Raw genomic sequence first — 17,432 nt, forward strand, 5'->3', positions numbered from 1 at the left:
ACTCAGCGTACCCCAAGCGAACCGTGCCTCATTGATTATAAAATTGCAGCCAAGCGACAGGCTTGATCAATGGCATGGCGTGCATCCAATTCTAACGCTTTGAAAGCTCCGCCAATTAAATGAACAGATTGACCTGCTTGTTTTAACCCCTCATAAAGCTCACGTAACTCCTTTTGTCCTGCACAAACAACGATAGAATCCACCTTGAGTAATTCATTTTTCTCATGAACATTAATGTGCAAGCCTTCATCATCAATACGCTCATATTGCACTCCTGAAATCATCTTAACCTGTCTATGCTTCAAGCTTAATCGATGAATCCATCCAGTCGTTTTCCCCAGATTTTTACCGTGTTTTTCCTTTTTACGCTGTAGTAAATAAACTTGACGAGAATTTTGTACTACTTCTGGTTTTTTTACGCCACCGCGGTGATCCATATTAAGATCAATACCCCACTCGTTATAAAATTGCTGCTCATGTCCATTATGCTTATGTGTTAACCACTCAGCGACATCAAAACCAATGCCACCCGCCCCAATAATTGCGACATGTTCTCCAGCAGCTTTTCGCTCTTGAATTAAATCGACATAACTGATCACCTTTTCATGATCGATGCCGTTAATTTCAGGGATACGCGGCGTAATACCCGTTGCCAATACGACCTCATCATATCCTTGCAATGTTTCTATGTCTGCTTGTGTTTTCAAGCGAATATCAACCTGAAAATTTTCCAACTGATGCGTAAAATAATTAATAGTATGTTGAAATTCCTCTTTACCAGGGATTTTCTTAGCTAAATTAAATTGTCCGCCTAATACTTCACTTTTTTCAAATAAAGTAATTTTATGACCTCGTTCCGCAGCAACAGATGCGAAAGCCAAACCGGCAGGCCCGGCCCCCACAACAGCGATTTTTTTGGGGCGCGCCACACTTTCATAAACCAATTCTGTTTCATTACAGGCACGTGGATTAACAAGACACGACGCAGTCTTGTTAACAAAGACGCGATCTAAACACGCCTGGTTGCAAGCTATACAGACATTAATGGCTTTGGTATCCCCTGCTTTGGCTTTTTTAGGAAACAACGGATCGGCTAGAAAAGGTCTGGCCATAGAAATCATATCAGCTACTCCTTCTTCAAGCAGACTACTTGCAAGTTCCGGGGTATTTATTCGATTTGAAGTGATAATAGGGATACTAATTTCTGGTTTTAGCTTTTTCGTGATTTGGGTAAAAGCAGCCGCCGGCACCATTGTCGCAATGGTTGGAATCCGTGCCTCATGCCAACCTATCCCAGTATTAATTAAGCTTGCCCCTGCTTTTTCAATTGCCTTAGCCAACTGCACTATTTCTTCCCAGCTACTCCCTTCACTGATCAAGTCCAGCATTGATAAGCGATAAATAATAATGAAATCTTTACCGACTGCTTCACGCACACTTCGTACAACCTCGACCGGAAAGCGCATGCGATTGCTAAAAGCTCCTCCCCATTCATCAGTACGCTGGTTAGTATGGGCAACAATAAATTGATTAATCAGATAGCCTTCGCTGCCCATAATTTCCACACCATCATAACCTGCCTGCTTGGCAAGACGTGCGCAACGGGCAAAGTGGTGGATCGTTTTTACAACGCGGCGTTTACTCATCGCCCATGGTTTAAAAGGGCTAATAGGGGATTTCAAATTACTTGGGGCCACTATAAAGGGATGATAACCGTAGCGACCAGCGTGCAAAATTTGCAGGGCAATTTTACCACCTGCATCATGAACTGTGTGCGTTATTAATTCGTGGCGCTGTTGTTCTTTAGACGAGGTTAGTTTCGCTGCAAAAGGAGCTAGACGACCAGCACGATTAGGGGCAAACCCACCCGTAACAATTAAACCAGCACCCCCTAATGCTCTCTCTTTATAGAAAGTCGCCAAACGTAATAAATTTTCTTTATCTTCTTCTAAACCAGTATGCATCGACCCCATTAGCAGACGGTTCTTTAGTTGCGTAAACCCCAGATCTAATGGCTGGAATAATGCTTTGAAGGGGGTATTATCAATTTTCAATTCCATTGAATAACTCACAAAGACTAAAACATTAAGTATAATGCTTTTATCACCGATTCGCACAGTGTGAGCTCTGATCTCTTAAGAAATTTTGTTTTTAAACCAAGTCCATATTTATACAACGAACTTTTGATTGAGAACGGTTTGCAATGATGCGCCACTTAAAGCAAGCAATGACGAAATTTACATTCCCCCGTGAACAGTTACTATATAATTGTCATATTATTTTTATTGGGCAAATCTTTCTCTAGATTGGCTGGTAACGCTTTTATAGCATCCATTGTGAGACCATTTTTAGCCCAAGGGGAGATGCTATAAACTACCTCGCCCATGTTTTCACTAGCCCAATTACGAGTGTGTTCTTTAAACCCCGCATTTTTTAATAAGGCATTAAGGTCACTCTTCTCATCTACAACAATTAAAATACCACCATCCTCTGGATTGCCTAAATCATGAATCCCAAACTGGCTTATTGATTGCGAATCAGAACAATATATTTGACTGCCACGCGTAGGATGATAAACGTATATCTGACTAGCTTCTTGCGTGAATCCCTTGTCTTCAAAAACTTTTTTTAGTTCATCCGCAACTTGCGTACAAGCATTAAATTCTTCATTAATCTCTTTCTCAGCTCTCTTAGCTGTTTCTACTTTACCTTAGGACATTTTAAAGGCCCCTCATCAGAAGTCTATTTTAGTTCTATTATAGTACAGTTACATTGTGTTATTAATAAATCAAAAAAAAACACATAAAATGCGCTATGTATATAAAAATACATCATGCGATGATCCCCGGTTGCAACGAACTAGGCAAGAGTTGTGCAATATCTTTTCTAAACTCGGATAATTGACATTCAAACCCTTTCAATTTATCTCGTAGAAAATCTAACCCATACTTAAAAAAGCTTATTCGAGGTCGGTATTGTTTTTGATAGTAGTCCACTTAATTAGCTGTGAATTGGCTTGCCACTCTCCTGTTTTGTGAGCCCAAGCAAGATGACCATAAAGCGAGTATTTTTTCTAATCGTTTAAGATAAGTAACTTGTGTAGATTCTGACTACTGTATCTTGTTTAATTCTCATGTAGAACGGAAGATGGTTTGCTTGCAACCAGGATATAAAGGTTTTATTGGGAAACTCTCCTACTTCCATCTGAAAGAAATTAAATTTTAATTAAATCTCTTTATTTGCCCGTTTTGTTTTTAGATGAGACACTGGCATTAAGCCCATAATAAAACTGGCCATACCAGCAGAAACATTCACTTCACCATAATTTAAAGAAATATTGTAAACACCAATCCCAGCTACCCAATCAACAATAGCTGCAACCGGTCTTTCCGTAACATTGTTTTTTTATTAGAGAGTCTTGCGTAGATAAGTGCCATACAAAAAGAGGTCATGAGAAATCGTAACAAAGCCAAGGAGCCAGGCGAATAAGCAGTGAGACCTATGCGTATTCCGACAAATGCCGATGTCCAAAGAGTAATGTCAAAATAAGTACGCAATTAACTTTTATGGGAGCCCATATTCGATCCATTGCAAAAAGATATATCAATAATTGAACAGATATTCGGTGATAAACTCAAACATCCTTTTAAAAATTAATATCAATACCCGTGTAGATTGCATATCTACTTGTAACCTGTGTCCCATTAAATTTCTCTGACACAGGAATGCCTATGCCAAGATAACAGGAAATCTTTTCCTCGATGTTCATCCTGACCCCTGGATTTAAATAGATACTATTTCCACCACTGTTAGGATCTTTTATCCCATCGACTTTATCTTTAGCAGCGTATTCACCCGTTAATTCCAACATTCCTTCAAGGTTATAATTCAATTTGCCTTTATGCTCTAATAGAGGATAATCGGCAGCGAAATTATAATCAAAATAACTACCTAAAATCGTATCTTGGGAGCCTTTTGTTGTTTGAGTATAAATAAAATTACTACTTATTGATAAGTCGCCCCACTTTTTAGAAAAAATAAGCCCCCCCAATGGTACCCAGGCTCCGGTTCCAGGCTGATCTGATGCTGAAAATAATTCACCTTGTCGTGACCTTGCCGTAGTTTTTCCAGTTGGTAGGTTCATTCCAAAAAGCAAGGCCATTGCCATAGGCAACTTACCTTCACTTTCATCCCCTATTCGCCAAAGCCCAAAAAGTGAGGAATCTGCCGCCCCGGATATATCACCAAGATTATTGACGCTTGGAAATAAATTATCCTCAGCATCAGTAGCTGCCCGAAGATTATAGGTATGTTGAATAGGTAAATTTGCTCCTACGGTTAAGTTATCCAGTAGACCATAGCTCATCATAAAATAATTGATTAGAAGCGCTTTTTCACTTTCACTGGTTGAAAACTCTAATAGAGTCGCATCGGAAAGTGGATTCATACGGTAATATTCTGTTCGCTGGTTTATAGACCAGCCTCCTTTATCCATTGTATCTGCAGTTGCCGTAACAATGGGAGCTCCAAGACCCACAGAATAATTATTGATACTATGCTGGGGCGTACTCGAGTAACTCACACCGACGTAGCCGCAACCGATCACCAATAAATAAAAAAATTTTTTAATATTAAGTTCCAAGTAAAATTCCTGGCTTTAAGTGGATCCGACCATCTTGTTGCATAACAAAAGAGAGAACATTCCCCAACCCTCGAGCCAGTTTGATGGCCAGTCGTATCTGAAATAATGCAGGCATGGGATGCAGTAAATCAGGTCATACGCTCACTAGATTAACCTACTAATCCCATGCCTATCAACGATATGAAGCAATTTAAGAAATTGCTCTATCAGCCCACACTTAACTCGTTAGGTTAGCAAAAATATTTGATAATTATTCTCAAGGCGATAAGTCCAAGAAACAAATATGGTGGAGAAAAATTCTCATGATTAAAACTTCTCTTCTGACTCGCGTTTTAGGAAAAAAAATTTTATTCCGATTTCTTCTAATTATTCCTAAAGTTAATTTCAAGAATGCTGTTCACTTGGATTTTGACCCATTTACAATCCGATAAATGCCCTCTATGATTTGATTATTGTCACAAAAATCATAACAATGAGGCTGTATGAGTCGTGGTGGAAAAAGATATGGTGCAGGGCGTCCAGCGGGGAGTAACCGATATGGTGAGGCAACTAAAACTCTTCGTGTTCCCATTTCCCGTATTGAGGAAATTAAAGAATACTTACTAGACCAACCCAGAGGAACTCCTCTTTATAGCTCTAAGGTTCGAGCAGGCTTTCCCTCCCCTGCCGATGATTATATCGAATCCTATCTTGATTTAAATGAACATTTAATCAAACACCCTGCTTCTACATTTTTTTTAATTGCCGCAGGTGATTCCATGACCGGTGCAAGCATCCAGCCAGGCGATATGCTCATTGTTGATAAAAGTATTGAAGCAACTCATGGCAAAATTGTGATTGCCGCCATTGATGGCGAACTCACAGTAAAAAGGCTTTCAAAAACTACGAAAGGCGTACAATTGCTCCCAGAAAATAAAAATTATAACCCCATCGATATCACGGATTCCCAGGATTTAGTCATTTGGGGTGTTGTTACTCACATCATTCATCAGGCGGTGTAATGATGTTTGCCCTTATTGATTGCAATAATTTTTATGCAAGCTGTGAGCGCTTATTTCGTCCAGATTTAGCAACAACCCCCATTGTTGTTTTAAGTAATAATGATGGTTGTGTAATAGCTCGCTCTAATGAAGCCAAAGCATTGGGCATTCAAATGGGCGTCCCTTTTTTTAAAGTCAAAGGGCTTTGCAAACAGCATAATGTGCAGGTATTCTCCTCCAACTATACCCTCTACGGTAATCTATCCCATCGTGTGATGACTGTGATCGAAGAAAATTGGCCTGATACCGAAATTTACTCCATTGATGAAGCTTTCTTAAATTTAAAAACCCTACCCGAAGGCAAAATTGATGCCTTCTGCTGGGATTTACAAAAAAAGATTTTTAGAAATACTGGTATCCCTATATCCATTGGGGTTGGGCGAACAAAAACATTGGCGAAGGTGGCTAATCACGTCGCTAAAAAGAAACTAAACACTCCAGTGTTCAATGTCACACATCAAGAAGAGCGTTGGCTGCCTCATTTAGAAGTAGATGATATATGGGGCATTAGACATCAATGGCATAAAAAGCTTGTAAGCCTTGGCGTCACTAATGCCTATGAGCTCTCAAAATTGAATCCACGATTCGTAAAAGACCACTTCAATGTGGTATTACAACGAACCGTATTGGAGTTATCAGGAACCTCCTGTCTTGAATTAGAGGCAATTGCTCCTAAAAAAACCATCATGTCATCCTGCTCATTCGGTGAATTACAATCTGATTTTGGTTTTATTCAAGAAGCCATCAGCCATCACTGTGGGACTGCCTGGGACAAAATGAGACGACAAGGTTTAATTGCCCAACATTTGTCAGTCTTTATTCGCTCAAACCCATTTCGAGAAGACCTTGCTCAATACTCCAATTCGATTGGCTTTCGCCTAGTTAATCCAACCGATGATGTCAGATATTTAACAACCGCAGCTAAACTATGTATTAAGCGTATTTATCGCAAAGGGATCCAATACCATAAATGTGGCGTTTTACTCGCTGATTTAATCGATAGGCAATATCGACAAATGGATTTATTCCATCAACCTAGTGATGAAAAATTTTTTGAAACCGAAAAGGTCATGAGTTTAATTAACGAGATTAATCAGAAATATGGTCCCAGAACCATTCGACTTGCAGCAGAAGGTTTTCAAAAATCCTGGTCTATGAAACGACAATTGAAATCACCGCATTATACAAGTCGCTGGTCAGAATTACCTTTGGTTTTTTTGAGATAGTACCCACCCCTATTTCTGGTTTGTATATTCTTCCAATACGTTAATTAAGTACTGTTGACTCCTGATACTGTCTTTAGATTATTAAAATCTTAAAAAGATTGTTAGAAAATTTTTAATTGATTACTATTCCACTCTACTTGAAAATATTGCATGGAGCCCTATGAATAAATTATCTGCCTTGTTGTTATCCTCTCTTTTCTGCGCAAGTAGCTATGCGGCACAGATCACAGCCACTATTTATATGACAGAAGGAGAGAAAAAAGAAATTGGTAAGGTTCTTTTTTCAGATACAGAATTTGGATTGCTGATTGTACCCACGCTTTCTTCCTTACCTGCAGGATTGCGTGGTTTTCATCTGCATCAGCATCCTGATTGCGCTGATAAAGGCATGCATGCAGGCAGCCACTATGATCCTAAAAATACCAATAGCCATCAGGGCCCTTATGGGAAAGGACATTTGGGTGACTTGCCAGTCTTGTATGTCGATAGTGATGGCAACGCAAATACACCTACACTAGCACCACGATTAACAACCAAAGATCTTGCTGGATTAGCTGTCATGATCCACGCAGGTGGTGACAACTATAGCAATAAACCAGAACTCGGTGGCGGCGGTGCGAGAATTGCTTGCGGACCTATCAAGCAATAAGAGCATCGCAAAGATTTTTTGACGCGGATTGATTATAGCTCACTCAACCCCGAATTCCCGCGGCCTCGACCGCGGGGGTCCAAACATAATCTCACACCAAATTTATATCTTGCTAGGCGCCCAAGGGCAGCAAGCCTATAACCCAAGTGTCACATGCGTGCTATGAATCACCGCGCTAATACGCCCAATCCTTGCAATCGCCTGTGCTGTCAGACCATGTTCTTGTAGTTGATGAGTGTGTGCACTAATACAGGATCCACAACCATTTAATATTGATACCGCCAGAGACATTATTTCGAAAGTGATGCGATCAATACCTGGATTCATCATCCCCTGCATCCGAAGGCCTGCCGGAACCTGAGCCAACTCGGCATGTTCACTTAAATGAACAAAACGATAATAGATATTAGTCATTGCCATCAAACTCGCAGCCAACTTGGCAGCCTCCTGAAGCTCCTTTGTATAAGGTAATATGAGCAATTCATTAATAAGTAACTTGTTTCCCAAATGATAGCTCACTGCCAAGGCAGCCCCCGCAATTTGCTGCTCGCTTAAATCATTGGTTTGAGCTAAATCAAGTATCTTACCCAGATTTATCCGCACATCTGTTGCGAAATCTGGCAATTGTTGTTTAATATTATCTAGCATGGATTTATCCTTTTTATATTTATTGCTACGACCTTGGTGGCATCTCACCACCAAGGTATTTATAGTCAACAAGGCTATTCAACATGGATAGTCTCTCCACCCTTTTTCCAATTACAAGGACAAAGTTCATCCGTCTGTAAGGCATCTAAAACTCGCAAAACCTCTTCTGGATTTCTTCCTACATTCAAATCAGTCACCATAACAAAGCGTGTAATACCTTTAGGGTCGACAATGAAAGTAGCCCTTTGCGCAACACCTTCATGCTCATCAAGAATTCCTAACTCTTGACTCAGCTCCCGTTTAATGTCCGCTAACATCGGGAAAGGTAAATTATGCAAATCAGGATGTTGTTTTCTCCATGCCAAATGCACAAACTCACTATCCACACTAGCGCCTAAAACTTGGGCATCCCTGTCATTAAACTCGCCATTGAGCTTGCCAAATTCAGCAATTTCAGTCGGGCAAACAAAAGTAAAATCTTTCGGCCAGAAAAAAACGACTAACCATTTCCCTTGATAAGTTTCATGGGAAACCTCTTTAAAAGCCTCATTGATTTCATTACTTACAGTTGCTTTTAAATGAAACTCCGGAAATTTATGACCTACACTAATCATTCGCTTCTCCTCAATAAATTATTTGGCTTTCGATGTAACTGTAGGCAAATACAATTAATGAGTAAAATCGAATATTTTTATTAATTTGATAGAAAAAAACTATTAAAAAGATTTTTAATGCTCCTGCGCGATACCGTTTGTATATTTTTAGGCGATACTATGATAAAATAAGGCAGTTTTTTACCCGTTAATTAGGAGATGGTAAGTGAGTCCAATTGTTTTTTTTACAGACCCAGGTAAAGATGGCGATGATCTTATTGCAACAATTCATGTCATTTTACAAGCAAAAGCAGCAGGTATTATTCCCGCTGACACCCCAATAAAATTAGTAACCACAGATGAAATACCCTGTGATGAAAAAGGAATACAAAATCCTGAAGGTCAATATGGCTTGCGTGCTCTTTACCTAAATATGCAGCTTGCCAAATTAAAACAGCAATTCCCTACACTCGCTAACGCTCTCCCCGAAATTATCGCGGGCCCCCAAACGACTTATTACCAATATAATCCTGAAAAAAATGCTTTTTATAATGAAGACTCAAAAAGTCTTGCATTTTACCCAGCTGAAGAAGTAAATAAATATTACGCAGAACAAGCGTGTGACAAGCCTTCTTGTTTGCTAAGCCCCAAAGAAAACGCTGCTGCATGGATAGAAAAACTGCAAGAATCAACAAAGGAAGGCGCAAAACTTGTCAGTATTGCCGCTTTTGATGCAGTCAATGATTTTATTGTGCAAATCCCTGTAGAAGATCTCAATAAATTTAGTGTTATCACTATGGGATACAACAAGCCTTACTCAAAAAGTGAGTACGAACAAAAAATTAACGACCTCAACTCACTTCCTTACAATGCACGCAGCACTAATCCGAATAACGCATTGGAAATCATTAAGAACCTGATAAAAATGCGCAACACGAACATTGTCTCTGGAACCACACGCAGCTTGCCCAAATATGACAAGAACAGCTGGTTAGCAAGTTTCATGGAAATTATTAGCCGCGCTTACCCTATCTATACTGAACAATTTTCTGGGACAATTGCAGAAGAAAATCTTAATACACCTACTCTGCTGTCTGGGATGGTTGAATTTATCAAACACTCAAAATACCAAGCTTTTTGGCCACATGATGTGGTTGCATCCTTAATGCTGATGATTGAGCTAGGACAATGGGAAAAATTTGACTTGGGTCAGCTTAAGACGGAAATGCTGTTTACTGGGATCGAAAAAATACCCGCCAATCAATTGCGTCTGCGGTTGGTAGAGGGTAAGACTGGCGTTTTAATTGACTCTTCTGTCGCGAATGAAGACAAAGATGTAGTCATTGGGACAGAAACTCAGTCCTTTGTCTTCGGTAAAGAGTTGGATGCTATTTTCTTTACGTCTCTTCTTCATTTCTTAGCGATTGAAGCGTTGCCTAAAGAGCAAAAAGAACAAGCTGCAGCATTACAAGCTCAATATAAAAAAATCTTAACTTTAAAAGCACAATTGTTTGAGATGAAACAAGATGCCAAAGAAGAGTCAGTCGAAGTACTAAAGTTGGAACAACAAATTAAATCCGCTTGGGCCGTTACAAGCCTTATGGAGTTGCAAAAGCAATTAGCCTTACTCGCCGCTGAAGATAAACTTCTTAGTGATGACACTCTATATATACTCGGCGAAGAAAATCCTAACTTCTCCCTAACAGGCTTCACTGTCAAACAAGCCCAAGGTTTTCAGAAACTAATTGATGGACTAGTTAGCTGGAGTGAAACATGTGATCCCTCCCTTCTTGATGAAAATCTGTTGAAATGGATTAGAGATCTTGCCGAATCCATGCAACAAATGAAGTTCGAGTTAACGGATTCCATGGTTGACAACTTGGTAAAAACACTCGCACAAGTTTCATCTGAGAAACAATTAACACCACTCACTACAACCTTAATGAGTGAACTAAGAAAAACCGCATTATTTACTGCAAGAGGCAGCAAATTACTCGAAGAAAACGGCAAATTAGGTATTGAATTTAAACGTACTGGAAACAGTATGCTTTATGCAATTGCAGTCCTTAGTGGCCATTTATCCAATCCGTTTCCAACAGGTATTTTAGGAATGACGGAGCAATATAAAGCGCTAATAAGCTTAAAAGATCAATCACCTGCTTATCAGCAAGCTTTTCTCTACCATCTTGCCATCCATGACGCAGGAAAAGGCGACACTATCAAAGAAGCAGTTAAAGTTAATGAAGAAGGAATTTATTTCATTCTAATCGATAAGAATTATTATCGACTGGATACTACCGCTAAAACAATTAGCCAAACAGGCAAAGAAGAGTTTAATCTCGCAAAAGCACATGTTGATCATGATAATGCCCTGGAAGCATACAGTATCGTTGGTGCGAAGATAATGAATTGCTCTCCCACTGAATTTTTATTATGGGGTGGGGTTCCGACTGAAGCAGTTGATAAACAAGCTATTGAACTATGTGATGAGCTAATTACTTTATGTAACGAAATCAATATTGCGCAAATCGTTCAAGGGGAAATTCCTTTTATCGTCGTTAAGAAAGGATTGGATTTATTCTTTGAAGCCTATAAGAAAGACCCTAAAAAAGCTGAGCTTGTCTTTGCTCACCACTGTTATGATATTTTTGGTGGGGTTCCACGCGATTCTTTCGCAAGTATCAACGCAGGTCGCAGTCCAGAAATCCATTTAAAAATAAATTTGCTCTACGAAACACTTATCGCAGTAGCAGAAGAAAACATTGGTTCTCTTTCCAGTAGAGAAGCTTATCATCGTTATCGTCAAAAATTAGCAACAGCTATTCCTGAGATAACTCAAGCTGCTGAAAAACAATCGAAAGAAGAAACTCTTGCCAAGACTCGTCTTGCCCAAATGCTTCGTTGTCATTTATTCAAAACTGTGACTAATCCAGAAACCAAACAGCTTACAATTGCTGAAGGTGGAAACTATGACGCAAGAACTCTCTTGTTTGTTAAAAGTATTGAAACAGCTTTTGCTCAGCTATCTAAACCTGAGCAAGAGAAATTAGTTGAGCTACTCAATAGAAATGTGGGCGTAACAGGTAAACCTGCTATTATGGTCATGTATGCTCCGAAATTGCTGTTGACTGCAACTACAGGTAGTGAATTAGCTGCTAAGGATCCGGTTGATCAGCAAGTTATAGCGGATTGCTTAACACCAATACTAGATTTGTATGCGAAGTTATATGCGTTGCAAGCTAGCAAGTCAGCTACTTATGGTGTGATTGATGTAAATAACTTAGCGCAGATCATTGAAAAGGTCTTCCTTTGGTATCAAAAAACAGACATTACTCAGAAAAAAGCTTTCGCTAATCTGTTGTTTACGCTGCAAGAAAAAGGCTTAGACAAAGACTTCTTGGCTAAACTTGGAGATGCAAAAGCTCTGAAAGATGAAACTCTGCAATTGGCTAAGCTAAAAGAAGTACTAGAAACAACTGATCTTCCATTTGAAGTTTCAGCTGAGTCTGGATTTATCGCAAAAGCTGAGACATCAACAAAAACTGTTGATGAGAAGTCAACTTCAGAAGAAACTAAGTCTGGACTTGATACAAAAGAGAAAACCCTAGCACTAATAACTGTTGAACCGCCTAAACCAACCGCTGTTGAGCAAATCATTGCTGCGGTTACCCAGGGTCAGGACAAGCGTGAGAAGAATGACATTTTAGTCAGCAAGCTCAAAGAAGAAAGTAAGCTAACTGTTAATGAACTTATTGAACTTTACAATGAAGTCCAGAAAATAAAAGGCTTAAATGAGCATAGAAATCCGCGCCTGGATACTTTTTTTGGCCTCAACAATACCACGACATGGCGACATACTTTACAAGAGTTTAGAACAATAGCTCTAGACGCTTTGTTCAAAGAAGTAGAGTCTCATGAAGACCTTGATGAGAAGTTGGCTATTCTGGAAAATGCTAAGGGTCTACCTTTATTTAAAGATCACCGTAATAATTTCGTTATTACTGGAGCTTGGGGTAGAACGACAGCTGTTAGAATGATAGACGAGAAAATAGCTGATTTAAATTCTCTCAAACCGGCTTTAGCCTAAGATATTAAGGACTCGGTGCCAAAAACACCGAGTCTAATAATATTGGTTGATTCCTGGCTATTATGGTGTTCAAATACCCTAACTCTTCCAATTTGGAGATTACAAATGTCTAAAGAAGAAATGATATGCCGTATTGTGCGCCAAATAACGAAACAATCTTGGCAGAAAACCTGCTGCAGATGAATTTACCATTACTCTCGGAATTACTTGCTTACGAAAATAAGCAAGTAGTTCATTATTTTTGTCATCATCATCCTCATTTCTCTCATGAACAAAGCCAACAATTTTTCAATGATTTCTTAGGTTGGCTGTGGTTAAATGTTTATCGTAAAACATCTCATCGTCATACCTATTTGTTTGGTCCCATATTGATTTTAGATAAGGTCTGGCATACTTTTATATTGCACACAGAAGATTATGTAAATTTTTGTAATCGTTACTTTGGTGAATATGTCCACCACCATATTGAACCTATTGGCAGCGAACATGAACTAAGCCCTGAAGAGCTCGCCGACTTTCTCGATGATGCCTTTGAGCTCCTTGGTAAAGAATGGATTGAACGATATTTTATGACGCTGCTTAGTGAAACTGAATACTCCCTATAGTTCGCAGCATCAATAAGGACTGAGAAACCGCATGAATATCTTCATTGTAAGGATTCTAACTTTGCAGTCGTGAAAGCAATTGTCAACCGCCCCTAGATAACGTATTATCTTTAACTCAAAACATTAGCTTTGAGTAAGTAGTAGCTACTGAGTGTTTATACCAAGTCATGCTCGATTTGATATAGAAAAGAAGTTACAAGTTATTAATATTTTGGAGTGAAGCCATGACAGCCGAACGCTTTTCGGCCTCTCTTGTGAACCGACTGTCATTATCCGGCACCCAACAAATGCCCCAAGGCTATTATCGCTCTAAATTATTTATTGCTCCTTTTACGACCAATCCGCTAGTAGCTGCAGCAGGCCCCTTATTATCCTTACTCGAGCGTCTATATGTTACCCCTTCGTTACCGCCAATAAACGGTATCCGAGAAAATATTGAACACGAATTACATGCTTTTCATAGTCGATTAGGCAATAAAACATATTCAGAAGAATTAGATGCCATCGCCCACTACTTATTATGTGCCACAATCGATGAGTTATTAGGGAAAAACTATATTCGTCTTTACGGCAAAATAGCTGAATTTAAAGCCTTCACCCCCTCTTCTCATGATGGAGTGGGACCAGAGCAACGCTTTTTTGACATTATTAAGTATATTAAAGAAAGGCCCAACCAATACTTGGATCTAATTGAGTTAGCCTATTATTGTTTGATTACAGGTTTTGAAGGTGAACAACATGGGCGCAGTGATGGAAGACAAGTATTAGATAACTTAATTGAAGAATTGTATCAATTAATTAATCAGCATCGTGTTAATAAGTCCCATCAATTATTCAAAGAACAGAAAAACGTAGATGACTTCCCCAAAAACTATAAGCCGCTAATAATCAGTTCTGTTCTTGCTGTAATAATATTGGCAGGAGGCTATCTTATTAGCCATATTCTATTAGAAAATCAGGCTAAAATTGTCCAGTTTGGACATACAGTGACAGCTAAACTGGACGACTGATGGATAAATCATTAACTACACTATGTGAAGCATTAAAAAGAATTCTTGGTTTTTTAAAACCACAAAATAATGCCATTTCTTTCTTACTCTTAACTGGCAAAATTAATCAAGGCAAAACTACTCTTCTGCGCCAAAGCACTTTAACACATTACCCAGTGGATACAGAAAATAGCGCTAACTTTTTTTATAATCAGCATGGCGTTATTTTAGAATTAGGGGAGTCATGGCTTAACCAGAGTAAAAATCTACTTGCCTACACCTTGAAGCAATTAAATCGTTGTCATAGCAGTGTCAGAATTACAGGGATGATTTTATGCGTAGATAGTAGTGAATTATTATTAGCCGAACCTGTACAACTTTTAGAGCAATGTAAATCCCATGCGCAATTACTTGCGCGCTTTGGTCATAGCTTAGGTTACAGCGTCGATACAGCAATTATTTTTACTAAATTGGATGCTCTTGCTGGATTTTGTGATTTTTTCCAATCCGACCATATCAGCGAATTAACCAAACCTCTTGGTTTTTCATTAAACGCTAACAAGCAAAGAAAGAATTTACTCGAGCATTACAGAAAGCAATTTGATCAAATGATCGAAGTTTTAGGACAGCAAATTATTAATAAATTGCACCCCGCACGCTCTAGTGTCAAGCGAACTTTAGTTAGAGAGTTCCCCTTGCAGCTGGCTAGTTTGCGAGTCCCTGTGCAATCGCTAATACAAAATTTACCGATGCAACTCTTTCGCTTACAGGCAATCTACTTTGTTAGCGCCGAGCAAGGCGGTTTAAGTGTCGACCGCTTAAACAAAAAAATTCAGCACGAGTATGCATTGACTATCCAAGATAAATATCCCCAATCCAATAATTACCGAGCTTATTTTATAGAGGGTACCATTAGGGCATTTCAAGAGCAGACAAAACGTTACACCGCCCAAATGAATGCGACGCAAAAATGGTTAATCGGTTTAGGAGCCGGTATCGTCAGCCTATCGCTCGTGTGGCTTGTACAGCAACATTTTAAAACTTCTCGCTTATTAGATGAAGCGAGTAAAGAATTAATTGCTTATGAAACTTTCCTTGGCCAGGCAAATGATAAAACCTCAGCGCTTTACCACTTATCACTGGCAGCAGCAAAATTACAACAAATACCTACTAATCTCTTATCTGTTTCGGGAGTCGAGCAATTAAAAAATCAACTTCATTCAAATGCCAAACATCATCTGCATGATGATTTTCTACCGGAACTAATTGCGGGAATTGAACACATTATTTTAGACCCGACTCAAACTCAAATAGCACGTTATCAGGCTTTAAAGATATATCTGATGTTAGGTGAGCCAGAACATTATTCAGAAGCAGAAGTTAAGAATTGGTTTAGTGAGTACTGGAAAGCGAATAACCAGCAAAACACTTTACATAAAAAATTAACTCTACTTCAGCATGCTTTAAGACAGCCTATGCAGCCAGTAGCTATTAACCGACAATTAGTCAGTGATGTTCGCAATTACCTCAATGCGTTACCAGCAACCTACCTATACTACACTTTAGCAAAAAATAATTTCCCTTCCTCCACTCAAAATATTGCGATTGAAGGATTTGAATTACCTAGTAAAGAGCTGCCTTACTACTACACAAAAGCAGGATTTAAAGAAATTATTGCGGTTTTACCTAAGGTTTCAGCACAGTTACAACGTGAAAACTGGGTTCTTGCTCGCCAAGATCTGAATAATTTACACGCCCAACTAGAACAAGCTTATTGCTTTGAATACGTGACTTGGTGGCAAAATTTTATACGTCGAACAAAACCTTTCCATTATCAAGATTATCAGCAAGCAAGACAGCTTACACAAACACTGTATCGCACGAATGCGATGACTAAGCTTATTCAACTTATTCAGCAACAAACTGCTCCTGAGCCTAATGAAAACTCAGCGTTATTTAATCAAAAAATAGCGAATGAATTTACCAGTTTAAACTTAATGAGCGACTCGGCTGCTACTGAACTTACGCAAAATATTAATGAATTAGAAAAATTCTTGACTACTCTTTCTTTAGTCAATGACAGAGGGCGAACAGCCTTTGAGTTAACAAAAGCTCGCTTCCAAGGAGGCACTTCGGCTGATCCACTGAGTACATTATACAATAGAGCGAGGCAACTACCTGAGCCTGTTGCCACATGGACAAAGCAAATTGGTGATGATACCTGGTACATTTTTATTAGTGAGAGCAAAAATTATCTCAATCAACAATGGCAGCAAATGGTTTATAATGAATATCAATTGACTATTGCCAGTCGCTATCCCCTCGATCCGCTACAAACCACTGAGGTCTCTTTAGCAGATTTTGATCGATTCTTTTCCCCTCATGGGACTCTAAATACATTTGTAGGTAATTATCTTAAGCCATTTCTGGATACGTCTTCACCGCAATGGCAACCTAAGGAAGTCAATGGTTATGTCATGCCTATTTCCAGCGACATTACCAATGAATTGATTCGTGCCAATGTGATTACAAATATGTTTTTCTCTCCCGACAATGAGAAAAGTAAAATTGAATTTAGCCTGCAAAAAATTAATCTGGATCCTGTGGTTGCCAATCTTCAATTAACTATTGGCAACAAAACTCTGACAGATAATCAAGGTAGCGACTCTTTCACTCAATTCAGCTGGCCTCAGAGCGATGCAAAACTTAGTTTGGATTCCATCGAGGGTAACCACTATGAACTCGAGGAAATTGGCCCTTGGGCATTCTTTAAAATGTTACAAAAAGTAAATGTGCTAGTAGACAGTGAGGATAGTGCCAGCTTGCAGATTTTATTTGAAGTCAATGGTAATTCCGGTCGCTATTTATTAAAAACACAGAATCAGATTAATCCATTTAGTCCTGGCATCTTAACCGGGTTTACTTTAAAACAAGAGATCACCTAACATTAATG

11 protein-coding genes are annotated in these 17,432 nt (G+C 39.0%); 7 read left to right on the forward strand and 4 right to left on the reverse strand.

The annotated features are described in order from the left end of the window. Positions 1-35: 35 nt before the first annotated feature. Together Lbru_RS04105 and Lbru_RS04110 are read right to left on the reverse strand one after the other, a co-directional pair. Positions 36-2,060: an oxidoreductase gene (locus tag Lbru_RS04105; RefSeq protein ID WP_058440964.1), complete on the reverse strand. Its 2,025-nt coding sequence runs from the start codon at positions 2,058-2,060 to the stop codon at positions 36-38. 1,586 nt (positions 2,061-3,646) lie between these two features. Beyond that, positions 3,647-4,642: a transporter family protein gene (locus Lbru_RS04110; protein ID WP_058440926.1), complete on the reverse strand. Its 996-nt coding sequence runs from the start codon at positions 4,640-4,642 to the stop codon at positions 3,647-3,649. A 482-nt stretch (positions 4,643-5,124) separates the two neighbouring features. Between Lbru_RS04110 and Lbru_RS04115 the strand changes: the two genes are divergently transcribed. The 3 genes from Lbru_RS04115 to Lbru_RS04125 all read left to right on the forward strand — a co-directional run bounded on the left by Lbru_RS04115 (position 5,125) and on the right by Lbru_RS04125 (position 7,557). Next, complete coding sequence (locus tag Lbru_RS04115) at positions 5,125-5,643, forward strand: LexA family protein (protein ID WP_058440927.1); 519 nt, start codon at positions 5,125-5,127, stop codon at positions 5,641-5,643. A gap of 2 nt (positions 5,644-5,645) precedes the next feature. Beyond that, entirely contained in the window at positions 5,646-6,908 is a 1,263-nt protein-coding gene (locus Lbru_RS04120) for a Y-family DNA polymerase (protein WP_058440965.1), read from the forward strand. 160 nt (positions 6,909-7,068) lie between these two features. Then, positions 7,069-7,557 (forward strand): superoxide dismutase family protein, encoded by a 489-nt coding sequence (locus Lbru_RS04125; protein ID WP_058440928.1) that lies wholly within the window; start codon positions 7,069-7,071, stop codon positions 7,555-7,557. A 135-nt stretch (positions 7,558-7,692) separates the two neighbouring features. Here the strand turns inward: Lbru_RS04125 and Lbru_RS04130 are convergent, their stop codons facing one another. Next, positions 7,693-8,205, reverse strand: a complete 513-nt coding sequence (locus Lbru_RS04130; RefSeq protein ID WP_058440929.1) for a carboxymuconolactone decarboxylase family protein — start codon at positions 8,203-8,205, stop codon at positions 7,693-7,695. 74 nt (positions 8,206-8,279) lie between these two features. Further along, complete coding sequence (locus Lbru_RS04135) at positions 8,280-8,819, reverse strand: peroxiredoxin (protein ID WP_058440930.1); 540 nt, start codon at positions 8,817-8,819, stop codon at positions 8,280-8,282. A gap of 205 nt (positions 8,820-9,024) precedes the next feature. On the opposite strand from Lbru_RS04135, the gene Lbru_RS04140 reads away from it, so the two are divergent. The 4 genes from Lbru_RS04140 (at position 9,025) to icmF (ending at position 17,424) form a co-directional block, all read left to right on the forward strand. Next, positions 9,025-12,885 carry a hypothetical protein gene (locus Lbru_RS04140; RefSeq protein WP_058440931.1) on the forward strand — a complete coding sequence of 1,287 codons (3,861 nt, stop codon included), beginning with the start codon at positions 9,025-9,027 and terminating at the stop codon, positions 12,883-12,885. Positions 12,886-13,010: 125 nt separating this feature from the next. Beyond that, positions 13,011-13,490, forward strand: a complete 480-nt coding sequence (locus tag Lbru_RS04145) for a glycine-rich domain-containing protein (RefSeq protein WP_338011170.1) — start codon at positions 13,011-13,013, stop codon at positions 13,488-13,490. A gap of 224 nt (positions 13,491-13,714) precedes the next feature. Beyond that, on the forward strand, positions 13,715-14,500 hold the full coding sequence (gene icmH, locus Lbru_RS04150) for a type IVB secretion system protein IcmH/DotU (protein WP_058440932.1): 786 nt from the start codon (positions 13,715-13,717) through the stop codon (positions 14,498-14,500). Beyond that, positions 14,500-17,424 carry a type IVB secretion system protein IcmF gene (icmF, locus tag Lbru_RS04155; protein WP_058440933.1) on the forward strand — a complete coding sequence of 975 codons (2,925 nt, stop codon included), beginning with the start codon at positions 14,500-14,502 and terminating at the stop codon, positions 17,422-17,424. Before icmH ends, icmF begins: the two co-directional genes overlap by 1 nt. The last annotated feature ends 8 nt before the right edge of the window (positions 17,425-17,432 follow it).

The sequence above is a fragment of the Legionella brunensis genome (assembly GCF_001467025.1).
In the GTDB taxonomy this organism is placed as follows: domain Bacteria; phylum Pseudomonadota; class Gammaproteobacteria; order Legionellales; family Legionellaceae; genus Tatlockia; species Tatlockia brunensis.